This window comes from Streptomyces sp. NPDC059785, assembly GCF_042732375.1.
In the GTDB taxonomy this organism is placed as follows: Bacteria; Actinomycetota; Actinomycetes; order Streptomycetales; family Streptomycetaceae; genus Streptomyces.
In genome coordinates this window covers 66,288-88,237 of the sequence record NZ_JBHWHV010000037.1, presented here as the reverse complement: position 1 = coordinate 88,237, position 21,950 = coordinate 66,288, and the positions used below count along the sequence as shown (strand labels likewise).

Sequence of the window (21,950 nt, the reverse complement as noted above, 5' to 3'; positions counted from 1 at the left end):
CGTGTTCGGGAACTATCTGATCGGCCTGCGTGAGGGCCTGGAAGCCAGTCTCGTCGTCTGCATCCTCATCGCCTATCTGGTCAAGACCGGCCGCAGGGACGCCCTGAGGCCGATCTGGACCGGAATCGGCGTCGCGGTCGCGCTGGCCCTCGGCTTCGGCTGCGCACTCGAGTTCGGCTCCCAGGAGCTGACCTTCGAGGCGCAGGAGGCGCTGGGCGGTTCGCTGTCGATCGTCGCCGTCGGCCTGGTGACGTGGATGGTCTTCTGGATGCGGCGCACCGCCCGGCATCTGAAGGCGGAGCTGCACGGCAAGCTGGACACGGCGCTCGCGATGGGCACCGGCGCGCTGGTGGCGACGGCGTTCCTGGCCGTCGGGCGCGAGGGCCTGGAGACGGCGCTGTTCGTGTGGGCGTCCGTGCACGCGGCGAGCGACGGCACCCCGCGCCCGCTGATCGGGGTCGCCCTCGGCCTGCTCACCGCGGTCGTCCTCGGCTGGCTCTTCTACCGCGGCGCCCTGCGCATCAATCTCGCCAAGTTCTTCACCTGGACCGGCGGGATGCTCGTCGTGGTCGCCGCGGGCGTCCTCGCGTACGGCGTCCACGACCTCCAGGAGGCCGGCTGGATCCCCGGTCTGACGCATCTGGCCTTCGACATCAGCAGCACGATCCCGCCGGACAGCTGGTACGGGACCCTGCTGAAGGGCGTGTTCAACTTCCAGCCCGACCCGACCGTGCTCCAGGCCGTGGTGTGGGTGCTGTACCTGGTCCCGGTCCTCGCCCTCTTCCTCTCGCCGCTCGGCCTCGGTCACGATGCGGGTGCCGTTCCGGGTCCCCGCGGTCGCCGCGCCGACGCACCCCGGTAGGGTTCGGGCCCGGGAACGGGGAAGGCGAAGGGACCCGATGAGCACGCTTGGAAGGCTGAGGCGGTCCGCGCTTGCGGTGGCGGCCGGGACGGCGCTGACCGTCACGGCGAGCGGATGCGTGGTGGTGCACGGGGAGCGCGAGGTGCTCCCGGCGGCGAAGGAGACCGAAGCCGCCCGCGCCCTGAAGGACTTCACCACGGCCTACAACAAGGCCGACAAGGCGTACGACTCCTCCCTCGACGAGGACCGGGTCACCGGGCCGCTCGCCGCCATCGACGGCGCGAAGCTGAAGGCGGGCCACGCCAACAACCCGGACGGCAACCCCGGTCACCAGCCGCTGAAGCTCACCGACGCCGAGTTCGTGATCCCGAAGAAGGCGGGCTGGCCGCGCTGGTTCGTCGCCGACACCAAGGCCAACAAGGGCTCGGCGGACTCCCGTTGGCTGTTCGTCTTCACCCGCGGCAGCGCGGACGACGTGTGGCAGGTCTCCTACCTGACCGTGCTCGCCGCCGACGACGTGCCCGAGTTCGTCAAGGACGCGGACGGCTACGCCGAACCGGTCACCGCCGACGCCAAGGAACTCGCCATTCGCCCGGAGGAGTTGGGCGAGTCGTACGCGACGTATCTGAAGGACGGCGGCGACACCTTCGCGGACGGCACCCACACCTCCGCGTGGCGGGCGCTGCGCAAGAAGAACGCCAACCGGCCGGGGCTCGCCCGGCAGTACGTGGACGAGCCGCTGACCTCGGGCGACTACGCCCCGGTGGGGCTGCGGACGAAGGACGGCGGCGCGCTGGTGTTCTTCGCGACGCACCACTACGAGAAGCAGACGGCCGCGCAGGGCGTCGACATCAACGTCACGGACGAGAACATCAAGGCGTTGCTCAAGGGCGACGCCAAGCAATCGCTGACCCTGGAGTTCGTCTCCAACCAGGCGGTCCTCGACCCGGCCCGGACGGCCTCGGACCCCGAGGTCGAGTTCCTCAGCCGGGTGCAGGGGCTGACGGGCGCGAAGGGCGAGTAGCGCTTCCGGGGGTGCTCCGCCGGGACCGGCGGCGGGCGGCTCCGGCGCCGACTCGTGTCAGCGCCGGAGCGGCGGACGGTCGTACGGAATCAGTTCCGGTGCGGCCAGGCGGCGAGCTGGTCCGGCTCGTCCTCGGCGTACCGGGCGCAGGCGTCCGTCAGGACCTCGAGCAGGCTCAGCGGATCGGGGAGCGGGTGCTCGGGTCCGCGGATCCAGTCGACCGACAGCTCCCCGGGCAGCCGGGCCGGCGGCACCAGCACGTACGAGCCGCGGCAGTGCCAGCGCAGGCCCGGGTGCTCGTCCATGGTCTCCGGGTGGCAGTCCAGCTCGCAGGGCCACCACTCGTCCTCGTCCTCGGGCGTGCCCCGGGTGAGGGTGAAGAAGAGCATGCGGTCGTCGCCGGTCTCGGCGACGGGGCCCACCTCGACACCGGCGGCGAGCAGCCGCTCCAGCGCCTCGCGGCCCGCGGCGGCCGGGACGTCCAGGACGTCGTGCACCATGCCGGTCGCGGTGATGAAGTTCGCCTGCGGCTGGTGTCCGGCCCAGCGCTCGATCTGCGCGCGGTCGGTGGTGGACTGGGTCTGCCAGGCGAAGGAGACCGGGTGCCGGGCGGGCGTCGGACAGCCGACGCGATCGCAGGAACACCGGTAGCCGGCGGGGTGCGCGGCCGGTGCGAGCGGCAGCCCGGCACCGGCGGCGGCGAGCAGCAGGGACTCCCGGTCACCGCCGGTCACCTGCCCGGACTCTCCCCTGGGGCGACGCCCGCGCAGCCACTGGGAGATCCTGCCCTGCAAGCCGGAACGGCCACCGAACTCCGCGCTCATCCAACCCCTCGCCTCGCCGTGGAACACGCCGTGCAACTCGCCGTCGAACCCGCAGTGGAAACGGACGGCCGACTCCATCGTCCCACCATCCTGCGCCCTGGGTGGCCGGAGCCCACATCCGGGGTACCTGGGGCATGCCGGTCCCCGGACCCGGATCGAGTGTCATTGCGTACTTTGATGGTATTTACCCGCCTACCGTGGTCGCCATGGTCACACGGTCTGTGCTCACGGGTCTCGCCGGTCTCGTCTCACTGGCCGCCGCCGGACACGGCGGCGTCCTGTCCCCGCTGGAGTGGGGCGGCGGCCCCCTGACCGTGGACGCGCTCCCCCCGGTCGTCTACGTCGCCCACCGCGGCGGCGCCCGCGAGGTCCCGGAGAACAGCATGTCGGGCCTGATGGCAGCGTACGAGCGGGGGACGGCGCAGGTGCTGGACTTCGACACCCGGATACTGCAAGACGGGGAGCTGGTGGTGATGCACGACGACACCCTGAACCGCACGACCTACCTGGGCGGTCCGGTGCGCAACCTGGACTCCCGGGACTGGCGGGGGGTGCGGCTGCGGCCCCGGGACCGGCTGCCCGGCAGCTGGCGCTCGGAGCGGCCGCCGACCGTCGCCGAGGTGCTCGACCGGTTCGGCGGGCGGACGGTGCTGATGCTGGAGGCCAAGGACCCCAAGAGCCTGCGCCCGCTGGCGGAGCTGCTGCGCGACCGCGGCCTGACCCGCTCGGTCTTCGTCAACTCCAACGATCCCGCGGTGGCCCTGCGCGCCCACCGCATGGGCCTGGTCGCCCAGTTGTGGCGCTCGGCGGAGCAGCTGCGCGGCGACCGGCCCGAGCGCTGGGCGCCGTTCGTGGACCTGCTCGACGTGGATCACCGGGCGCGCGCCGGGGATCTGCGCCGGGCCGTGCGGTCGGGCATCCCCCGGGTGTGGGCGCACACCGTGGTGACCCCGGCCCAGCGCGACCGGGCGCTCGCGCTGGGCTGCAACGGCATCATCACGGACGCGCCGGGCCGGCTGGCCCGCCATCCGGTACGGACGCCCTGAGGGCGCTTCGGGCGGATTTCAGAGCCTGTGTCTAAACCCCGGCCGGATCAGCGCGCGGCGGCATGGGGGTCCCCCCTGGTCCTTAAGACCTTGGGGGAGGAGCTACCAGGGCGTTTCGGCAACGCGGCTGGGGGTCCCCCCTGCTCGCAGAGCTTGGGGGAGTGCGTGCCAGGCGTCGCGCGCCCGGCCGGGGTTCAGACACCGGCTCTCAGCGCGGGGCGAGTCCGTGCAGGGCGTAGTCGACGAGGGTGTCCGTGTACTCGTACGTGATCGGGCCGGTGCGCTGGAGCCAGCGCTGGGCGAGCGGGGAGACGAACAGCTCCAGGGCGATACGGGGGTCGAGGCCGGGGCGGACGGCGCCCTGCTTCTCGGCGGCGCGCAGCCGCTCGACGTAGAGCTGGAGCGCCGGTTCGAGGAGCGCGGCGACGTACTCCCTCCCCACCTGCTCGTTGACCAGGCCCTCGGCGGTCAGGGCGCGGGCGGGGACGTCGAACTTCGGGTCGAGCAGTTCGTCCACGGTGGCGCGCAGGACGGTCTTGAGGTCGGCGGCGAGGTCACCGGTGTCCGGGATGCCTTGCGGCGCGCGGTCCGCCTCGCCGGCCTGTCCGGCCTGTCCGGCCTGTCCGGTCAGGTCGAGGAAGGCCTCGAGCACGACATCGGCCTTGGCTGACCACCAGCGGTAGATCGTCTGCTTGCCGACGCCGGCGCGGGCGGCGATGCCCTCGACCGTCGTCTTCGGGTAGCCGACCTCGCCGACGAGGGCGAGGGCGGCCTCGTAGATCGCACGGCGGGAGCGCTGGCTGCGGCGGGCGGCGTCGGGAGCGGGCTTGTCGGCCATGGATCGAATCTAACAGGTTGACAAGACGTCACGTCTCGCCGGACAGCGGGCCGGAGCCCGGCGAGACGATACGTCTCGCCGGGGCCGCGCGGCGGGAACCCGGGCGCCCGCGTCGGCGCGGGGCCGGGGACGGGACGTCGTGAAAGCGGGCCCCGGCCGGGGCCCCCGGTGCGGTCTCAGGGCGCGGCCCACGGCCCGGCATCCGCGGGCGGGATCCTCAGCCGAGTCCGCCGGCCGGGTCCCGGTGCCGGCTCACGGGGCGGCCGGGGGCCACGCCTCGCCCCAGTCGGTGTCGCGGGCGGAGCGGTACAGGAGGCCGTGGCGCTTGGTCACCGTTTCACGGTGCAGGGACTCGCCGGGGCCGCAGAGGTCGAGCAGTACCTGGCCCTTGCGGATCTGCGGCCTGCGCACCACCCGGGACGGGGCCGGGTCCGGCGGGAAACGGGTCGCGGCGACGTAGCTGAACTTCTCGTCCTCGTACGCCAGGGAGCCCCCCTTGACCTGCCGATGCAGGGAGGAGCGGCTGACCCGGGCCGAGAAGTGGCACCAGTCGGTGCCGGGGACGATGGGGCAGGCGGCGCTGTGCGGGCAGGGCGCCGCGACGTGGAACCCGGCGGCGATCAGCCGGTCCCGGGCCTCGATGACGCGGGCGTAGCCGTCGGGGGTGCCGGGCTCGATGACCACGACCGCCTGCGCGGCGTCCGCGGCGGCCCGTACGAGCGAGGCGCGGTCGTCCCCGGTCAGCTCGCCGAGGACGTAGGAGACGGTGACCAGGTCAGTGCTGCCGATGGTGAGCGCGGCTCCGATGCGGGAGCGCTGCCACTCGGCGTCCGTCAGCGCCGGGTTCGCGGCGGCGAGGTCGCGGCCGAGCGCGAGGGCCGGTTCGGCCCAGTCGAGCACCGTCACGGGACGCACGCCGTCCCAGGTCGCGCTGACCGCCCAGGTCGCCGCGCCGGTGCCGCCGCCGACGTCGACGTGGCTGCCCGGCGTCCAGTCCGGCACGGCGTCCGCGAACGCCCCGAGCGCGGCGCGCACCGCCTCGAAGGTGGCGGGCATCCGGTACGCGGCGTACGCGACGACGTCCGAGCGGTCGCGCAGGATCGGGGCGTGCGTCGGGGTGGTCCCCCGGTAGTTGGCGATCAGCCGCTCGACGGCCTGCGCGGCCGCCTTCGGGGGCAGTCCGTCGAGCAGCCCGGCCAGGGCGGCACGCAGGGTCTCGGCGGGGGGAGCGGGGGCGTTCACCCCGCGATTCTACGATCGGCGGCCACCACGCCCGGCCGGGCTACCGTGCCGCCGGGTCCCCCACGTACAGACCGCGCCCTACCGGCTGAACCGGGACGTACGTTCCTTCGCGCACTTCTCCACCTGCTGGACCGGGAGCGCCCGCACCGGGACTTCGAGTCGGCGGAGGAGACCCTCGACCTCGACGGGGCGGTCCCGCACTCCCGCCGGCACCACATCCTGGAGTGCCGAGGAGCAGCCGGCTCCCGGCCTCGCCGGGGAGGCCTGGCCGTGCCGTACGTCCGCCACCGCCGCCGCGGAGAAGGTGGGGAGTTCCTCGGGGGCCGTCACCGTCAGCCGCCCTCCCGGGTCCCGCGGACCGCCCGTGCCAGCCGGGTGGCCGCCGCCGCGCGGACGCCGCTGTCCGGGGCGCGGCGCCGCGGGTGGACCGTGTTCGCGAGCAGCACGAGGAACGTGTCGGTGGCCGGGTCGAGGACCAGCGAGGTGCCGGTGAAGCCGGTGTGGCCCGCCGCGCCGCGTCCGGCGAGGGCGCCCATGAACCACGGCTGGTCGAGGGCGAAGCCGAGGCCCGGCGGCGTGAACATCAGCTCCACGAAGTCGGGGCCGAGGATGCGGGCGGGCCCGTAGGAGCCGCCCGCGAGCAGCGTCCGGCAGAAGACGGCGAGGTCGCGGGCGGTGGAGAAGAGGCCCGCGTGTCCGGCGACCCCGCCGAGCGCCCAGGCGTTCTCGTCGTGGACCACGCCCCTGAGCATGCCGCGGTCCGCCTTGGCCCACGGCCGCCGCTGGTCCTCGGTCGCCGCCGCGCCGGGGCAGGGCCCGAAGCCGGTGGCGGTCATGCCCAGCGGCCGGGTGATGCCGTCGCGGATCAGGACGTCGAGCCCGCGCCCGGTGATGCGCTCCAGGATGTACTGAAGGAGGAGCAGGTTGAGGTCGCTGTAGCGGTGGGCGGTGCCGGGGCGGCGCTCCGGTGCCTCCGTGCGCAGCAGGGAAAGGCGGGCCGCGGCGGTCGGGCAGTCGTACAGCGGGAGTTCGGGGCGCAGCCCCGAGGTATGGGTGAGGAGCTGGCGCACGGTGATGCCGTGCTCGGCGGCGGCGCCGAAGTCCGGCAGGTACGCCGCGACCCGGGCGTCGATGCCGAGGGTGCCGCGTTCCAGCTGCTGCACGGCGGCGACCGCGGTGAACAGCTTGGTCAGCGACGCCAGGTCGAAGGGGGTGTGCACGGTCATCGGGACGCGGTCACGGGCCGGCGGGTCGACGCCCGCGTCCCGTACCGCGTCGTAGGAGGAGTAGCGCACCGCCCATCCGACGGCCTCCTCCACGGCGATGACGGGCCCGCGTCCGGCGAGCACGACGGCGCCCGCCGCCCAGGGACGCTCCCCCGTCGTCGCGGTGCGCACCTCCATGACGAGGCGGCGCAGTTCGTCGGGGTCGAGCCCGGCCCGTTCCGGGGTGCCGGGGCGCAGTCTCGGTGCGCTCAGCTGTCCGCCGCCTTTCCTTCCGCCGTACGGCCCGCCCCGGTTCCCGGGCGCCGCCCGGACAGGGCGATCCCCTGTTCCCAGGGACGGCACAGTGCCACGAAGCAGGCGACGGCCACCAGTGCCGCGGCCAGTTGGACGACGGCCATGGGTACGGCGGTGTGCTCGCCCGCGATGCCGACGAGCGGCGAGGCGACGGCGCCGACGAGGAAGGAGGAGGTGCCGAGCAGCGCCGAGGCCGAGCCGGCCGCGTGCCGGACCCGCAGCAGGGCGAGGGTCTGGGTGTTGGGCATCGTGATGCCCATGGCGGTCATCAGCACGAACAGGGCCGTGGCGACGGGGGCGAGGCCGACCTCGCCGAAGACGCCGGTGGACATCAGCAGCAGGGCGGTCGCGGCGGCGGTGATCACGGCGAGCCCGGTGGCGAGCGTCTTGTCGAGGCTGACCCGGCCGACCAGGATCTTGCCGTTGATCTGGCCCGCGATGACCAGGCCCACGGAATTCACGCCGAACAGCAGGCTGAAGGTCTGCGGGGAGGCGCCGTAGATCTCCTGGATCACGAAGGGCGAGGCGGAGATGTAGGCGAAGAGCGCGGCGAAGGCGAAGCCGCCGGTGAGCATGTAGCCGGTGAAGACGCGGTCGGCGAGCAGGCCGCGCATGGCGCCGAGGGCCGCCTTGACGCCGCCGCCGTTGCGGTCGGCGGGGGCCAGGGTCTCCGGGAGCCGGAAGAAGACGACGGCCGTGAGCAGGACGCCGACGACGGTCAGCAGCGCGAAGACGCCGCGCCAGTCGGTGACGCGCAGGATCTGCCCGCCGATGAGCGGGGCGACGACCGGGGCGACGCCGGAGATCAGCATCAGGGTGGAGAAGAAGCGGGCCATGGCGAGGCCGTCGTACAGGTCGCGGACGACGGCGCGGGCTATGACGATGCCGGCGGCGCCCGCGAGGCCCTGCGCGAGGCGGAAGGCGACGAGGAGCTCGACGTTCGGCGCGACGGCGCACAGCGCGGTGGCCACGACGTAGACGGCGAGGCCGATGAGGAGCGGGCGCCTGCGGCCCCAGCGGTCGCTCATCGGGCCGACGACGAGCTGGCCGAGCGCCATCCCGGCCAGGCACGCGGTGAGCGTGAGCTGGACGGTGGCGGCGGGCGCGTGCAGTGCCTCGGTGACCTCCGGGAGCGAGGGGAGGTACATGTCCATCGCGAGCGGGGGTGTTGCGGTGAGCCCGCCGAGGACGAGGGTGACGAGGAGTCCCGCGCGGCGGGCTCCGCTGAGCCCCGCCGCTCCCGCGGGTTTCGTCGGTGTCCGTGGTGGCGCGGCGGGTGCCGGTCCGGCCGTAGTCCCTGCCGTGTGCCCCTTCGTCTCGGTCGCGTCGTCCTCGTACCGCACGGTGCGGCCGCCCTCGGGCATGTGCCCCTCCCTCTCGGATCGTTCCGCCACCTATGCTCTCAGCTCGTACAGGGTGTTCGGGTCACGGGCGAGGGGCCAGGGGATGACGGGCGAGCGGGTGCGGTGGGGGATTCTGGCGACCGGGGGGATCGCGGCGACGTTCACCGCGGACCTGGTGGATCTGCCGGACGCGGAGGTCGTGGCGGTGGCCTCGCGGAGCACGGACTCCGCGAAGGCGTTCGCGGAGCGGTTCGGGATACCGAGGGCGTACGGGGACTGGGCCTCGCTCGCGGCGGACGAGGACGTGGACGTGGTGTACGTCGCGACCCCGCACTCCGCGCACCGGGCGGCGGCGGGGCTGTGCCTGGAGGCGGGGCGCCATGTGCTGTGCGAGAAGGCGTTCACGCTGAACGCGTGGGAGGCCCGGGAGCTGGTGGACCTCGCGCGGGCGCGCGGCCGGTTCCTGATGGAGGCCATGTGGACCTTCTGCAACCCGCTGGTGCTGCGGCTGAAGCAGCTCGTGGCGGACGGCGCGATCGGTGAAGTCCGCACGCTCCAGGCGGACTTCGGGATCAACGGGCCGTTCCCGCCCTCGCACCGGCTGCGGGACCCCGAGCAGGGCGGCGGCGCGCTGCTCGACCTCGGCGTCTATCCGGTGTCGTTCGCGCACCTGCTGCTCGGGGAGCCCTCGGACATCGCCGCGAGCGCGGTGCTCTCGGAGGAGGGCGTCGACCTCCAGACGGGCGCGCTGCTCTCCTACGACAGCGGTGCCCTGGCGTCGGTGCACTGCGCGATCAACGCCGGTACGCCCGTCTCCGCGTCGGTCACCGGTTCCACGGGCCGCATCGACATCCCGGACGGCTTCTTCTTCCCGGACCACTTCGTGCTGCACCGGGACGGCCGGGAGAGCGAGACCTTCGCGGCCGATCCCGCGCACGGCCCCCGCAACAGCATGAAGCACGAGGCGGTGGAGGTGATGCGGGCCCTGCGGGCCGGCGAGACCGAGTCGCCGCTGGTCCCGCTGGAGGGCACGCTCGCCGTGATGCGGACGCTCGACGCGATCCGGGACCGCGTCGGCGTCCGCTACCCGGGCGAGGGCGGCATCTGACGGAGCCCGGCCGGGCCGGGCGGGCCCGAGGGCACCGTCCCGGCCCGTCCCCGGCTCACGCCTCCTTGAGCCCCTGGTCGCCCACCTCGGTGACGAAGGACGCGGCCGTCGTGATCGGCGCCCCGGGCGTCGTCACGGCGGACACCGTCTTGAAGTCGGCGCGCGCCGCGTCCTGCCCGAGCTCGACGGTCACGTAGCCGCGCCGCCCGTTGTAGAACTTCAGGTGCGGGTTGGCGGTCGTGTACGTGGTCCAGTTCGAGGGCTTCTCGGAGCCGTCCTTGCCGCTGGCTATGGAGGTGGCGACGATCTCCGTGCCGAGGGTGTTGGAGGACGGGTCGTCGAAGTCGTCCTTGATGTCGAAGGCGTAGCCGACGTGGACGTCCCCGGTGAGCACCATCCAGTTCTCGATGCCGGCCGCCTTGGCTCCGGCGATCACCCGGTCGCGGGAGGCGCGGTAGCCGTCCCAGGCGTCCATCGACACCTTCGCGACCGCGTTCAGGTCCAGCTTGCGCTGCGAGAACGTGACCTGCTGCGGCACCACGTTCCACAGCGCCCGCGAGTTCTTCCAGCCGTCGATGAGCCAGCGCTCCTGGGTGGCGCCGGTGATGGTGCGCGCCGGGTCGTCCGACTCGGGCCCGGGGACGTGCGAGCCGTCGCCGTACGCCTGGTCGGAGCGGTACTGGCGGGTGTCGAGGATGTCGAACTGGGCGAGGCGGCCCCACGTCAGGCGGCGGTAGAGCTGCGCGTCGGGTCCGACCGGGAGCTGCTGGCGGCGCAGCGGCTGGTTCTCCCAGTAGGCACGGTAGGCGGCGGCGCGGCGGAGCAGGAACTCCTCCGGCGGGTTGCCGTTCTCGTCGAGGTCGTCCGCGTAGTTGTTCTCGGTCTCGTGGTCGTCCCAGGTGACGACGAAGGGGTGCGCGGCGTGCGCGGCCCTGAGGTCCGGGTCGGACTTGTACAGCGCGTAGCGCAGCCGGTAGTCCTCCAGGGTGACCGTCTCGTGGTTGAAGAGGTCGGGCAGGGTGCGGTCGGTGTAGTTGCGGGCGCCGCCGACCGCGCTCACGGCGTACTCGTAGAGGTAGTCGCCGAGGTGGAAGACCACGTCGACGTCGTCCTCGGCGAGGTGCTTGTACGCGGTGAAGTAGCCGTCGTGGTACGCCTGGCAGGAGACCGCGGCCAGGGTCAGCGCGGCGGTACGGGCGCGGGTGGCGGGCGCGGTGCGGGTGCGGCCGGTCTCGCTGACGAAGGCGCCGACGCGGAAGCGGTAGTAGAAGACGCGGTCGGAGTCGAGGCCGCCGACCTCGACGTGCACGGCGTGGTTGTACTCGGGGTGCGCGACGGCGGCGCCGCGTCTGGCGATCCGGCGGAAACGCTCGTCGTGGGCCAGCTCCCAGTGCACGGTGACCCGTTTCTCGGGCAGACCGCTGCCTGCCTGGTACGGCGAGGGGGCGAGCCGGGTCCACAGCAGCACGGACGTGGGCAGCGGGTCGCCGGAGGCCACGCCGAGCGTGAAGGGGTTGTCGGTGATCTTCGCGGCGTCGAGCTCGGCGGCGGAGGCGACGCCGGCCGTCGGCACGTTCACGGCGAAGGCGAGCGCGGCGGCGGCGCCGGTCACGGTGAGGAAGCGGCGGCGGCCGAGGTGCCGGGCGGCGGCACGCAGTTCGGGGGCGTGCCGGGACGTGCTGCGGTGCGGCGGCTGATGGGCTGCGGGTGTCATCTGGCCCTCCACGGACGGTGGTTGTACCGAGCATTGGAGTTGCCAGGGTCGACGCTGGACTGTCGCGTACACAACAGAAAGGTGTCGGACGGATGAGTTCCGGATGGCCGGGCCCGGGGCCGGTGCGCGGCCGGGGCGGTCACGTTCCGCTCAAGGTTTGGTCAATGACTCAACCTGCACAAACGGAAGCTGTTCGTCCGTGCCATTGGTGCCGGTGGCGGGCTTATGCTCGACTCTCCTCCACCAGAGCTTCACAGTTAGAGCACTTCGCTCCCGCAGTCCGCACCGAGGGGGGAGGCGGCAGCCGTTCCGTGGCCCGGAAGGGGGCGGGCCTCGCGCCGGAACGCGAGGCAAGCACCGGGCCGTGGGACGGCTGCCCCACACTCCAGCCCTCGGCCGCCGGCGACCGTCCGCACTCACCGTCGGCGACAGTCCGCGCTCCCCGCCGACGGCCGCCCGCACTTGCCGTCCGTGGCCGCCTCGTACTCGCTACCGGCGGCCGCCCCGCGTTTCACCGCCGGCGTCGGCGACCCGTGCCCTCCCGTCGGGGTGCGGCCTTCGTGGTCACCCGGCGCCGGCCCTCCGCCGTGTCCTCCGCCACGCCGCCCGCCGCGCCCCGCGCCGCCCTGCGTCTGCGGTTGACCAGCGCGGCGAACAGTCCGCCCGCGAAGATCGCCGCCGCTCCCCCGGCCCCGCCCACCAGCTCCCAGGGCGAGCCGTCCCCCGGGACCGCCGCCGGCGCGCCCGCCGCGGCCTTCACGGCGCTGCGCGTCGGGGCCGGACTGGCCCCGCCCTCGCTCAGCGGCTCGACCAGCGTGCCCACGGCCCCGGCGCCGTCCGCGTATTTGAAGCCCCAGTCGAGCAACGTGGCCGTCTCCTCGTAGACGCCGTTGCCGCCCGCCTTGGGGTGCATCACGGTGACCAGCAGGGTGCGCCCGTCCCGGGTGGCCGCGCCGGTGAAGGTGTTGCCCGCATGGCTCGTGTAACCGTTCTTGACGCCGATGAGCCCGTCGTACGTCTCCATCCCCCAGGCGCCGGTCAGCAGGCGGTCGGTGTTCTGGATCTGGAAGGTCTTCTTGCCGCCCGCCGGGAAGTCGGCGGTCTTCGTCGCGCAGTAGGCCCGGAAGTCGTCGTCGCGCAGCCCGTGCCGGGCGAAGAGCGTCAGGTCGTACGCGGAGGAGAGCTGCCCCTTGTGGTCGAAGCCGTCGGGGCTGACCACATGGGTGTCCAGGGCCTGGAGGTCCTCGGCCTTGGCCTGCATGGCGGCGACCGTCTCGTCCACCCCGCCGTACATATGGCTCAGCACGTGCACCGCGTCGTTGCCCGAGCGCAGGAACACGCCCTGCCACAACTGCTCGACGGTGTACGTGATGCCGGCCTGGACGCCGACCAGGCTGGAGCCCGCGGGGATGCCCGCCAGGTCCTCGGCGGTCACCGTGTGCCGCTCGGTCCGCTCGAACTCGCCCAGCACGGTGTCCGCGAACAGCATCTTCAGGGTGGAGGCGGGCGCCAGCCGCTGGTGCGCGCGGCAGGAGGCCAGCACCTCGCCGCTCTCCTGGTCGGCCACCAGCCAGGCACGGGCGGTGAGTTCGGGCGGCTTCGGGGCACCGCTCACCTGGACGCCGGAGCGGGCCAGCCGCTCACCGCCGATCGTGGTGGCGGCGGAGGCGGTGCCCGCGGCGGCGAGCGGGACGGCGGCCGCGGCGAGGCCCAGGGCGGCCCGGCGGCTGAGCGGTGAGGAATCGCGCATCCGGGGACCGTACAAAGCGTTGCTGTGTCCCCGCACGCCGGGGTCACAAAGAAAGTGCATGGCGCTGCCAAAGGCGCGGCAAAGAGACCGCCGCCGGGGCCGGGAACGCCAGGGAGGGGGAACGCGCGTGCGGCGCGGGGAGCAGTACGCGACAAACACGCGTGCGGCACGGGGAGCGGTGCGCGAGAACACGCGTACGGCGCGGGGAGCGACGCGAAAAGGCGCGGGCCCGCCCCTCGCTCCTGTCCACCGTCCCACGGGAAGGCGCATGCCGGGCGGGCCCGCTGTTCTTCACCGCGCCTCACTCAACAGGCCTTTCCTGGCAGCAGGCCCTCTGTGGCTTAGGAATTGGCTGTCTGACGGAATTCTGATGTCGGGCCTCACTTTCTCAGCAACGGCACATGCTGTCCTCAGGTCCCCTCAAAGGTTCGCCCATAGCTTTTCGCCGCGCCCACAGCGGGCGCCAAGAACCTTTGAGGAACGGGATGTTCGGTATCTATCTCAAGCGTGAGCTGAGCCGGCGCAAGAAGGCGGCGCTGGTGATCGCCCTGGGTCTGGCGCTCGGTATCGCGCTGGTCATCACCGTCAACTCGGTGTCGGCCGGTATGCAGCAGGCCCAGGACAAGGTCCTGAAGTCGCTGTACGGGCTCGGCACCGACATGACGGTCACCAAGGCCGCGGCGGCTCCCTCGGGGAACAGTTCCGAGAGACCGAAGTTCGACTTCGACGCGAAGGCGGACAGCGACGAGACGCAGAGCTCCGACCGGGTCATGACACAGGGCGGGCAGACCCTGAAGTCCGCGCTGGTGGAGAAGGTCGGGGCGCAGAAGGGCGTGGCGAGCGCGGTCGGCGCGCTGACCCTGAACGTCACCAAGGTCGACGGCTCCTTCACCCAGGGCAAGGCGAAGAGCTCCACCACGCAGCAGCAGGGCCAGGGCGGCCCCGGCGGCAGCAGCCAGAGCGGCGGCTCGGGCCAGCCGCAGGTACAGGGCGGCGGCGCCTCCTTCGACGTCAACTCGTACTCCGTCGCGGGTGTCGACGTCACCAACCAGGACCTCGGCCCGCTGGCCACCTCGAAGATCACCAAGGGGGTGACCTTCACGGCCGCGCAGACCGACGCGAAGGTCGCGGTGGTCAGCAAGTCCTACGCCAAGGAGAACAAGTACACGGTCGGCGAGAGCATCAAGATCTCGGGGACCAAGTACAAGATCGTCGGGATCGCGACGCCCGACAGCAGTGAGACGACCACGGACGTCTACCTGCCGCTGAAGCAGGCGCAGACGCTGGGCGACGCCAAGAACAAGGTCACCACGATCTACGTCAAGGCGACCGACTCGAAGCAGATCGACACGGTCAAGTCGACCATCCAGAAGAACATCTCGGGTACGACGGTCACCACCTCCGCCGACCTCGCGGACACCGTCTCCGGCTCGCTGTCCACCGCCGCCGACCTCGCGACCAACGTGGGCAAGTGGCTGTCGATCGCGGTCCTCGTCGCCGCCTTCCTGGTCGCCGCGCTGCTCACCTCCTCGGCCGTCTCCCGCCGGGTGCGCGAGTTCGGCACCCTGAAGGCGCTCGGCTGGCCGTCCCGCAAGGTCACCCGCCAGGTCGTCGGCGAGTCCATCGTCAACGGGCTGCTGGGCGGCGCGCTCGGTATCGCCCTCGGTCTGGCCGCCGCGTACACGGTCACGGCCATCAGCCCGAAGCTGACCGCGGAGCTCGGCTCCTCCGGCGGCATGGGCGGCGGAGGCGGTGGCGGCGGCATGGGCGGCGGCCCCGGCGGCGGCGGTCCCGGCCAGCAGGCGGCCTCGGCGGCCAAGAACACCATGGAGATCGCGCTGTCCGCGCCGGTCTCGCTGACCACCATCGCGCTCGCGGCGGGCCTGGCCATCGCCGGCGGTCTGATCGCCGGTGCGATGGGCGGCTGGCGCGCCTCCCGGATGCGGCCCGCGGACGCCCTGCGCAGCGTGTCGTAAGCCTCCCTTCACACCCATCCGCTCGGAGAAAACCCATGTACAAGCTCACCGGCGTCACCAAGAGATACACGCGGGGCAAGGAGACGGTGGAGGCGCTGCGCGGCATCGACCTCGCCATCGAGGACGGCGACCAGCTCGTCATCCAGGGCCCCACCGGCGGCGGCAAGTCGACGCTGCTCCAGATGATCGGCGGCCTGGACCGGCCGTCCTCGGGCAGCGTCGAGCTGGACGGCGTCGACCTCGCCTCGATCAGCGAGGCCAAGCTGACCCGGCTGCGCGCCGAGAAGATCGGCATCATCTTCCAGTCGTTCAACCTCATCCCGACGCTGACCGCGCAGGAGAACGTCGAGACGGCGCTCGTACCGCTCGGGGTGAAGCCCGCGGAGCGGCGCGAGCGGGCGGCGGAGGCGCTGCGCTCGGTCGGCCTCGGCGAACGCCTCACGCACGCGCCCTCCGAGCTGTCCGGCGGTCAGCAGCAGCGCGTCGCGATCGCCCGCGCGCTGGTCAAGAAGCCCAAGGTGCTGCTCGCCGACGAGCCCACCGGCAACCTCGACGAGGGCACGCGGGACGACATCATGGCGCTGCTCGAGGGGCTGTGGCACGAGTACGGGCTGACCTTCGTCATGGTCACCCACGACTCGTCCATCGCCCGCCGCGCACCGCGCCTCGCGACCATCAAGGCGGGCCGGATCACCCTGAAGGAACAGGGCGGCGCGGGACGTCTGGCGGCCGGTTCGGTGAAGTAGCGTGAAGTAGCGCGCGGGAAAGCCCGGTTGTACACAGGGGCCGTCGACGCCAGTGGGCGCCGGCGGTCCCTCCGCTATGCCTGGCCCGTCTCGAAGCGGGTGATCCGGCCGTCCTCGACGGTGAAGGTCCACCGGGTGCGCATCTCGCCCCAGGCGTCGTTGCTGTAGCGGGCGACGAGGGCGAGGCCGCCCCGGGACTCGTTGTCGACCTCCATGTGGCCGTGCGAGGAGAAGATCTCCCGGTCGGTCCAGTCGTCGAGGTCACGGTCGGCGCCGTCGTCCGCCATGGTGGCGTCCGGGGTGAGGACCGCGCGCAGGGCGTCGCGGTCGTGGGCGTTGACGGCGCTGACGAAGGCCCGTACGGCCGGGTCGCTCAGTTTGGCTACCTGAATCGTCATGCCAGTCAGACTCACACCGCTTGTGCCGCCCGGCCACCCGAACGGCCGCCCGGACCGGCCGCCCGGGTGTCGGCGGTGCGAGGGTGGAGACCCGAGAGGAACCGTTCCGTTTCCGTCCCTGTCTGGAGTCACCGTGGCGTGTATCGACCGAAGCGATGTGGGGCTGCTGCTGCTCAGGCTGGGGACCGGCGGGGTGCTGGCCGCGCACGGCAGCCAGAAGCTGTTCGGCTGGTTCGGCGGCGGTGGCCTGGAGGGGACGGGCCAGGCCATGGAGTCCATGGGCTACCGGCCGGGCCGGGCGAGCGCGCTGGCGGCGGGTCTCGCCGAGGCGGGCGGCGGCACGCTGCTGGCGCTGGGGCTCGCGACGCCCGCGGCCGGCGCGGCGGCGGCGGGCGCGATGGGCGGCGCGGCGGCCGTGCACGCGCCCAACGGGTTCTTCGCGCAGAGCGGCGGCTACGAGTACGCCGCCACCCTCGGCCTCACCGCCGCGGGCCTCGCCGTGACCGGCCCCGGCCGCCTCTCCCTGGACCACGCCGTCGGCCACGCGGTCAACCGCAACTGGATGGTGCCCGCCGCGCTGGCCGCGACGGCCGCGGTCACCTGCGCCGTGGTCGGGGCCCGCAACAAGCGGGTGCGGCGGCAGGCGGAGGGGACGCAGGAGCCGTTGTTCGAGGAGTAGTCCCGGGGGTGGTCCACGGGCCGGCCCGGGAAGCACGGGCCGACTGCCCCGGCACGGACCGGACTGCTTAGGCTGCTCCCATGGCTGACGGTGCCGGTGCTGGACTCACCGAACTCTGGGACACGATCGACGACCTCCATGCCTGGCTGGACACCGGCCGGGAGCGTGCGGGACAGGAAGAACTCCTGCTGCGCCTGCTGAAGCTGTCGGAGGAGGTCGGCGAGGTCGCGCAGGCCGTCATCGGGGCGACCGGGCAGAACCCGCGCAAGGGTTACAGTCACACCTGGGACGACGTGCGCTCCGAGCTCTGCGACGTGGTGATCACGGCGATGGTCGCACTGCGGACCCTCGACCCGGACGCCCGCGACAGCTTCGCCGTACACCTGACGAAGATCACCGAACGGTCCCTCGGGAAGCCGACCGCGTCCGTCTGAGGGCCCGGCGGGCCCGCGCCCGTCACCCGCGGCGGGCGACGCGCTCCCGGCGCACCGGCCTGACGGTGACGAGGTGGCCTTCCCGTACGGTTCCGCCCGGCCGCTGGTGGGCCGCGTCGTCCAGCAGCTCGTACGCGTCAGTGTCCTGGACATGGCGACCCGGCTCGCGGCGCAGGCGTTCCTGGCCGCGCTGCCGCTGCTCATCGCCGTCGCCTCGTTCGGCCCGCCCGCGGTGCGCGGCGAACTCGAACGCTCGCTGCGCACGCTGCTCGGCGCGCACGGCACCGTCATCACCCAGGTCGACGAGGTGTACGCGGGCCGGGAGGAGACGCTGCACACGTGGGGCGCGGTCGGTGTACTGGTCGCGCTGCTGTCGGCGACGTCGTTCAGCCGGGCGTTGCAGCGGCTGTGCGAGCGCTCGTGGGAGCTGCCGCGGGCCGGACTGCGCACGGTGGTCTGGCGCTGGGCGGTGTGGCTGCTGGTGTGGATCGCGCTGCTGCTGTTCCAGGGCGTGCTGCACCGGGCGTTCGGGGCCGGGCCGGTCCTGGGGGTGCCGCTGCGTCTGGTGGCGTCGGTGCTGATGTGGTGGTGGACGCAGCATCTGCTGCTCGCCGGGCGGGTGGCCTGGCGGCCGCTGCTGCCGGGGGCGCTGCTCACGGGCGCGGGCGTGGTGGGGTTCTGCGGTGTCTCCGGGCTGTGGCTGCCGCACGCGCTGCGGCTGAGCGTCGACCGGTACGGGCCGCTGGGCTCCGTGTTCACCGTGCTGTCCTGGCTCATCCTGTTCTTCGGCACGGTCACGGTCGGCATCGCGGCGGGCCGCACACTCGCCGCCCCGGAACCGGCCCGACGCCACCCCGACCCGCCCGGTGCACCGTCATCGGCGCCTTGAAGCGCCGCGCGTCACTCCGACGCGGCGGTGACCAGGCCATCCCACACGGTCACGGCCCGCATCCCGGCAGGCCGCACACTCGCCGCCCCGGAACCGGCCCGACGCCACCCCGACCCGCCCGGTGCACCGTCATCGGCGCCTTGAAGCGCCGCGCGTCACTCCGACGCGGCGGTGACCAGGCCATCCCACACGGTCACGGCCCGCATCCCGGCAGGCCGCACACTCGCCGCCCCGGAACCGGCCCGACGCCACCCCGACCCGCCCGGTGCACCGTCATCGGCGCCTTGAAGCGTCACGCGTCACTCCGACGCGGCGGTGACCAGGCCATCCCACACGGTCACGGCCCGCATCCCGGCAGGCCACACATCCACCCGCCCGGAACCGGCCCAGCACCGCCCCGGCCCGCCCGCAGCCGACCCGATGCCGCCCCGACCCGCCCGGACCGGCCCGATGCCGCCCCGACCCGCCCGGACCGGCCCGATGCCGCCCCGGCCCGCCCGGAACCGGCCCGACGCCACCCCAACCCGCCCGGTGCACCGTCATCGGCGCCTTGAAGCGTCACGCGTCACTCCGACGCGGCGGTGACCAGGCCGTCGCGTACCGCCTCGCCGAGTGTCCGGTGGTCGCGCTCGTTCTGGTCGGCGTACGCCTCGGCGAACCGGGCGAGCGCCTGGTCGAAGGCGTCCGAGTGGCCGAGGTAGGCGGCGATGGCGATGCGGTCGCCGGAGCGGGCGTGGGCGCGGGCCAGAGTGGCCCCGCACAGCCGGCCGAACAGCCGCATCAGGTCGGGGGTCATCGTGTCGGCCTGGGCGATGCCCTTCCAGTCCCGCAACTGCCGTACGTAGAAATCGCGTTGCCGTCCGTCCAGGCCCTCCACCCGCTCCCAGCCCAGGAACGCGTCACCGGCCGCCTGCATCAGCCGCTGCCCCGCGACGACCCGTTCCCCCTGGTTGGCGTGGGCGCTGGGGCCCGCGAAGTCCGCGAGGACCGACTCCTGCGCCTCCTTCGCCTGGAGGAACAGCGGGTCCTGGCCGTCGCGGCCGAGCAGCAGGACGATCCAGCAGCGGGTGCCCACGCTGCCGACGCCGACGACCTTGCGCGCCATGTCGACCACGCGGTACTGCGCGAGGAGCGCCCGCCGGTCGGACGGCAGGGTCCGCCCGTAGCGGTCGATCAGCTCGCGCAACTGCTCCTCGCGGAGCGCCCGTTCGACGTCGGGCAGCAGCTCCCCGAGCGGGACGACCAGCGGCGGGTCGGGGGCGATCCGCAGCCGGCCGTCGCTGGTGTCGGTCAGCTTCTCCAGGGCCTGGAGGTGGTCGCGGGTGCGGGCCTTGGCGAGCGTGTGCGACACCCGCCGCCTCGTCCGCTTGTCCACCTGGTCGCGCAGGGCCGCGTACAGCTCGTCGGCGTCGATCCGGGAGTACCAGACGTCGAGGGTGCGCATCCGCGCGAAGGAGTCCATCCACTCGCGGTACGAGCGGACGGTCCCGCGCACCACGTCCGCCCGCTGCGCGGCATCGAAGCCGTTGGCCCGCCCGGCGATGGCCAGGCTGGCCACGAGCCGTTTCACGTCCCACTCCCAGGGTCCCGGCAGCGTCTCGTCGAAGTCGTTGACGTCGAACATCAGATGCCGCTCCGCGGAGGCGAGCAGCCGGAAGTTGAGCAGGTGGGCATCGCCGCAGAGCTGGACGCGCAGGCCGCTCGACGGGGTGCCGGCCAGATCGGCGGCCATGATCGCGGCGGCGCCCCGGAAGAACCGGAACGGCGACTGGAGCATCCGCCCGTACCGGATCGGCACCAGCTCGGGGAGCCTGCTCGCCGACTGCCGCTCCACCACGTCGACGGGGCTCGGCCGGTCCGCCGCCGGGTCGTACTCCCCGTGGTCGGTGCGGGGTACGAGGGCGCGGGCGGCCCGGCCGCGGGCGGCCCGCTCCTGGGGCGTGAGGTGCGTGTGCTCGGCGTCGGACGTGGGGGGCATGGCGGGCTCCTTCCTCGCGGTACGACCTTCGGCCGCCGCGGCCCGCCTGCCGTCACCCCCACGGTGTGACCGGCCCCGGCGCCGCCCCCGGCCGGTCGCTCGCGCCCCACTGTCCGCCCGGAGTACGCCGGAGTTCCGGTGGTGGCGCACGGCCCGAGGTCGCCTGGCGGGGGTGATGGACGCCCCGGCGCGGCGGCGGAACGATGCCCGGCATGGAAACGACGATGCGGGGACAGCGGTGGCTCGCGCGCTTGTCGCTGGCGGCCGCCGCCGCGTCCGTACTGGTGCTGGCCGTCTTCGCGGGCCTGCGGACCTTCGCGCTGCTGGCCGTCGGGCTGACCGGGCTCGCCCTCACCGCGGCGGGGGTCTGGTGGACCCTCACCCGGCGGGGGGTGCTGCGCGTGCTGGCCGTACTCCTGATCCTGGCCTCCCCGGCCTGGGTCGTCGTCACGTACACCAGGGCCGAGCTGGCCTGGGTGGTGGCAACGGCCGGGGGCCTGTGGCTGGTCGCGGCCGGTGCGGGCCGGGCCGCGCTGCTGCGGCACGAGGCGCCGCCCGCGATCCGCGAGCATCCGGCGCCGGTGGTCAGGCACCCGGTCGTGATCATGAATCCGCGCTCCGGCGGCGGCAAGGTGCGCCGGTTCGAGCTGCGCGAGAAGGCCGAGTTCCTGGGCGCGGAGGTGGTGATCCTGGAGTACCGGGACGGGACCACCGATGTCGCCGAGATCGCCCGCAAGGCCGCGGCGGGCGGCGCCGATCTGCTCGGCGTCGCGGGCGGCGACGGCACCCAGGCGCTGGTCGCCGATGTCGCCGCCGCTCTCGACCTGCCCTTCCTGGTCGTCCCGGCGGGCACCCGCAACCACTTCGCGCTCGACCTCGGCCTGGACCGCGACGACCCGTCCAAGGCCCTGGACGCCCTCAGCGACGGGGTGGAACTCCACGTCGACCTCGGCCGGGCGGGCGGCCGCCCCTTCGTCAACAACGTGTCCTTCGGGGCGTACGCGGAGGTCGTGCAGAGTCCCGAGTACCGCGACGGCAAGACCCGCACCACCCTGGAACTGCTTCCCGAACTGCTCGTGGGGCACGAGGGCGCGCGGCTGACCGCGCGGGCCGGCGACTTCGCCTTCTCCGGGCCGCAGGCCCTGCTGGTCAGCAACAACCCCTACGGGTCGGGGGACATCGCGGGCCTCGGCCGGCGGCCCCGGCTCGACGGCGGCGAACTGGGCGCCGTGGGCGTCCGCGTGACCGGCGCCGCGCAGGCCGCCGGGCTGCTGCGCGGCCGGCGCGCCACGGGCCTGTCCCGGACCACCGCCCGGGACGTGGTGGTGGACGCCGACCGGGAGTGGATCCCGGTCGGTATCGACGGCGAGGCGGTGCGCATGCGCACCCCCGTGCACTGCGAGGTGCGGCCGCGGGCCCTGCGGGTGCTGGTCCCCCGGCACCGGCCGGGGGTCCGGCCCGCGGCGCCCCGGCTGGACTGGCGGGTGCTCGGCACCCTGGGCCTGGCCCGGGCCGCGCACCCGGCGCCGCGCTGAGTCCGGTCACCGGGGGCGCGCCGAGACCGGTCACCGGGAGCGCG

Annotated in this window: 20 protein-coding genes; 10 read left to right on the top strand and 10 right to left on the bottom strand. The window is 73.5% G+C overall.

From position 1 onward, the window contains the following. Window position 1: 1 nt before the first annotated feature. Both efeU and ACFV6E_RS26200 read left to right on the top strand, forming a co-directional pair. Window positions 2-862 carry an iron uptake transporter permease EfeU gene (gene efeU, locus ACFV6E_RS26205; RefSeq protein WP_385464982.1) on the top strand — a complete coding sequence of 287 codons (861 nt, stop codon included), beginning with the start codon at window positions 2-4 and terminating at the stop codon, window positions 860-862. Window positions 863-899: 37 nt separating this feature from the next. Next, a complete protein-coding gene (locus tag ACFV6E_RS26200) occupies window positions 900-1,886 on the top strand; it encodes a hypothetical protein (RefSeq protein WP_385163550.1) in 987 nt (328 codons plus the stop codon). Window positions 1,887-1,975: 89 nt separating this feature from the next. Here the strand turns inward: ACFV6E_RS26200 and ACFV6E_RS26195 are convergent, their stop codons facing one another. Beyond that, entirely contained in the window at window positions 1,976-2,710 is a 735-nt protein-coding gene (locus ACFV6E_RS26195; RefSeq protein WP_385163607.1) for a bifunctional DNA primase/polymerase, read from the bottom strand. Window positions 2,711-2,916: 206 nt separating this feature from the next. Here ACFV6E_RS26195 and ACFV6E_RS26190 point away from each other — a divergent pair, with 206 nt between their 5' ends. Next, window positions 2,917-3,756, top strand: a complete 840-nt coding sequence (locus tag ACFV6E_RS26190) for a glycerophosphodiester phosphodiesterase (protein ID WP_385163553.1) — start codon at window positions 2,917-2,919, stop codon at window positions 3,754-3,756. 208 nt (window positions 3,757-3,964) lie between these two features. Here the strand turns inward: ACFV6E_RS26190 and ACFV6E_RS26185 are convergent, their stop codons facing one another. From ACFV6E_RS26185 to ACFV6E_RS26165, 5 genes are all read right to left on the bottom strand, one after another. Beyond that, on the bottom strand, window positions 3,965-4,594 hold the full coding sequence (locus ACFV6E_RS26185; protein ID WP_385163556.1) for a TetR/AcrR family transcriptional regulator: 630 nt from the start codon (window positions 4,592-4,594) through the stop codon (window positions 3,965-3,967). Window positions 4,595-4,846: 252 nt separating this feature from the next. After that, window positions 4,847-5,836 carry a small ribosomal subunit Rsm22 family protein gene (locus tag ACFV6E_RS26180; RefSeq protein WP_385464979.1) on the bottom strand — a complete coding sequence of 330 codons (990 nt, stop codon included), beginning with the start codon at window positions 5,834-5,836 and terminating at the stop codon, window positions 4,847-4,849. A 78-nt stretch (window positions 5,837-5,914) separates the two neighbouring features. Beyond that, entirely contained in the window at window positions 5,915-6,166 is a 252-nt protein-coding gene (locus tag ACFV6E_RS26175; protein WP_385163561.1) for a hypothetical protein, read from the bottom strand. A 2-nt stretch (window positions 6,167-6,168) separates the two neighbouring features. Next, on the bottom strand, window positions 6,169-7,233 hold the full coding sequence (locus ACFV6E_RS26170; protein WP_385163610.1) for a serine hydrolase domain-containing protein: 1,065 nt from the start codon (window positions 7,231-7,233) through the stop codon (window positions 6,169-6,171). 77 nt (window positions 7,234-7,310) lie between these two features. Further along, entirely contained in the window at window positions 7,311-8,720 is a 1,410-nt protein-coding gene (locus ACFV6E_RS26165) for a multidrug effflux MFS transporter (protein ID WP_385464976.1), read from the bottom strand. Window positions 8,721-8,802: 82 nt separating this feature from the next. On the opposite strand from ACFV6E_RS26165, the gene ACFV6E_RS26160 reads away from it, so the two are divergent. Beyond that, on the top strand, window positions 8,803-9,807 hold the full coding sequence (locus ACFV6E_RS26160; protein ID WP_385163566.1) for a Gfo/Idh/MocA family protein: 1,005 nt from the start codon (window positions 8,803-8,805) through the stop codon (window positions 9,805-9,807). A gap of 55 nt (window positions 9,808-9,862) precedes the next feature. Here the strand turns inward: ACFV6E_RS26160 and ACFV6E_RS26155 are convergent, their stop codons facing one another. Then, window positions 9,863-11,521: an alkaline phosphatase D family protein gene (locus ACFV6E_RS26155; RefSeq protein WP_385163569.1), complete on the bottom strand. Its 1,659-nt coding sequence runs from the start codon at window positions 11,519-11,521 to the stop codon at window positions 9,863-9,865. A 511-nt stretch (window positions 11,522-12,032) separates the two neighbouring features. After that, window positions 12,033-13,271, bottom strand: a complete 1,239-nt coding sequence (locus ACFV6E_RS26150) for a D-alanyl-D-alanine carboxypeptidase family protein (protein WP_385163572.1) — start codon at window positions 13,269-13,271, stop codon at window positions 12,033-12,035. A 485-nt stretch (window positions 13,272-13,756) separates the two neighbouring features. Between ACFV6E_RS26150 and ACFV6E_RS26145 the strand changes: the two genes are divergently transcribed. After that, window positions 13,757-15,247 (top strand): ABC transporter permease, encoded by a 1,491-nt coding sequence (locus tag ACFV6E_RS26145; protein WP_385464973.1) that lies wholly within the window; start codon window positions 13,757-13,759, stop codon window positions 15,245-15,247. A 35-nt stretch (window positions 15,248-15,282) separates the two neighbouring features. Further along, window positions 15,283-15,993: an ABC transporter ATP-binding protein gene (locus ACFV6E_RS26140; RefSeq protein WP_385163577.1), complete on the top strand. Its 711-nt coding sequence runs from the start codon at window positions 15,283-15,285 to the stop codon at window positions 15,991-15,993. 74 nt (window positions 15,994-16,067) lie between these two features. Here the strand turns inward: ACFV6E_RS26140 and ACFV6E_RS26135 are convergent, their stop codons facing one another. Next, window positions 16,068-16,391, bottom strand: coding sequence for a nuclear transport factor 2 family protein (locus ACFV6E_RS26135; RefSeq protein ID WP_385163580.1), 324 nt, complete (start codon window positions 16,389-16,391; stop codon window positions 16,068-16,070). A gap of 133 nt (window positions 16,392-16,524) precedes the next feature. Here ACFV6E_RS26135 and ACFV6E_RS26130 point away from each other — a divergent pair, with 133 nt between their 5' ends. The 3 genes from ACFV6E_RS26130 to ACFV6E_RS26120 all read left to right on the top strand — a co-directional run bounded on the left by ACFV6E_RS26130 (window position 16,525) and on the right by ACFV6E_RS26120 (window position 18,393). Beyond that, the gene (locus ACFV6E_RS26130; protein ID WP_385163582.1) at window positions 16,525-17,070 is read left to right on the top strand and encodes a DoxX family protein; all 546 of its coding nucleotides are present in this window, start codon (window positions 16,525-16,527) and stop codon (window positions 17,068-17,070) included. An 80-nt stretch (window positions 17,071-17,150) separates the two neighbouring features. After that, window positions 17,151-17,504, top strand: a complete 354-nt coding sequence (locus ACFV6E_RS26125; RefSeq protein WP_385163584.1) for a MazG-like family protein — start codon at window positions 17,151-17,153, stop codon at window positions 17,502-17,504. Window positions 17,505-17,577: 73 nt separating this feature from the next. Then, the gene (locus ACFV6E_RS26120; RefSeq protein WP_385163587.1) at window positions 17,578-18,393 is read left to right on the top strand and encodes a YhjD/YihY/BrkB family envelope integrity protein; all 816 of its coding nucleotides are present in this window, start codon (window positions 17,578-17,580) and stop codon (window positions 18,391-18,393) included. 565 nt (window positions 18,394-18,958) lie between these two features. Here ACFV6E_RS26120 and ACFV6E_RS26115 read toward each other — a convergent pair. After that, complete coding sequence (locus tag ACFV6E_RS26115) at window positions 18,959-20,371, bottom strand: DUF2252 domain-containing protein (RefSeq protein ID WP_385464970.1); 1,413 nt, start codon at window positions 20,369-20,371, stop codon at window positions 18,959-18,961. A 203-nt stretch (window positions 20,372-20,574) separates the two neighbouring features. On the opposite strand from ACFV6E_RS26115, the gene ACFV6E_RS26110 reads away from it, so the two are divergent. Then, window positions 20,575-21,906, top strand: a complete 1,332-nt coding sequence (locus ACFV6E_RS26110; protein WP_385464967.1) for a diacylglycerol/lipid kinase family protein — start codon at window positions 20,575-20,577, stop codon at window positions 21,904-21,906. Window positions 21,907-21,950: the final 44 nt, after the last annotated feature.

What these genes read in the sequence shown, in the direction of transcription:
- ACFV6E_RS26145 (WP_385464973.1), top strand. Translation starts at nt 13,757, where the DNA reads ATGTTCGGTATCTATCTCAAGCGTGAGCTGAGCCGGCGCAAGAAGGCG.
- ACFV6E_RS26200 (WP_385163550.1), top strand. Translation starts at nt 900, where the DNA reads ATGAGCACGCTTGGAAGGCTGAGGCGGTCCGCGCTTGCGGTGGCGGCC.
- ACFV6E_RS26140 (WP_385163577.1), top strand. Translation starts at nt 15,283, where the DNA reads ATGTACAAGCTCACCGGCGTCACCAAGAGATACACGCGGGGCAAGGAG.
- ACFV6E_RS26135 (WP_385163580.1), bottom strand. Translation starts at nt 16,391, where the DNA reads ATGACGATTCAGGTAGCCAAACTGAGCGACCCGGCCGTACGGGCCTTC.
- ACFV6E_RS26195 (WP_385163607.1), bottom strand. Translation starts at nt 2,710, where the DNA reads ATGAGCGCGGAGTTCGGTGGCCGTTCCGGCTTGCAGGGCAGGATCTCC.
- ACFV6E_RS26165 (WP_385464976.1), bottom strand. Translation starts at nt 8,720, where the DNA reads ATGCCCGAGGGCGGCCGCACCGTGCGGTACGAGGACGACGCGACCGAG.
- ACFV6E_RS26115 (WP_385464970.1), bottom strand. Translation starts at nt 20,371, where the DNA reads ATGCCCCCCACGTCCGACGCCGAGCACACGCACCTCACGCCCCAGGAG.
- ACFV6E_RS26150 (WP_385163572.1), bottom strand. Translation starts at nt 13,271, where the DNA reads ATGCGCGATTCCTCACCGCTCAGCCGCCGGGCCGCCCTGGGCCTCGCC.
- ACFV6E_RS26110 (WP_385464967.1), top strand. Translation starts at nt 20,575, where the DNA reads ATGCCCGGCATGGAAACGACGATGCGGGGACAGCGGTGGCTCGCGCGC.
- ACFV6E_RS26190 (WP_385163553.1), top strand. Translation starts at nt 2,917, where the DNA reads ATGGTCACACGGTCTGTGCTCACGGGTCTCGCCGGTCTCGTCTCACTG.
- ACFV6E_RS26155 (WP_385163569.1), bottom strand. Translation starts at nt 11,521, where the DNA reads ATGACACCCGCAGCCCATCAGCCGCCGCACCGCAGCACGTCCCGGCAC.
- ACFV6E_RS26125 (WP_385163584.1), top strand. Translation starts at nt 17,151, where the DNA reads ATGGCTGACGGTGCCGGTGCTGGACTCACCGAACTCTGGGACACGATC.
- ACFV6E_RS26185 (WP_385163556.1), bottom strand. Translation starts at nt 4,594, where the DNA reads ATGGCCGACAAGCCCGCTCCCGACGCCGCCCGCCGCAGCCAGCGCTCC.
- ACFV6E_RS26160 (WP_385163566.1), top strand. Translation starts at nt 8,803, where the DNA reads ATGACGGGCGAGCGGGTGCGGTGGGGGATTCTGGCGACCGGGGGGATC.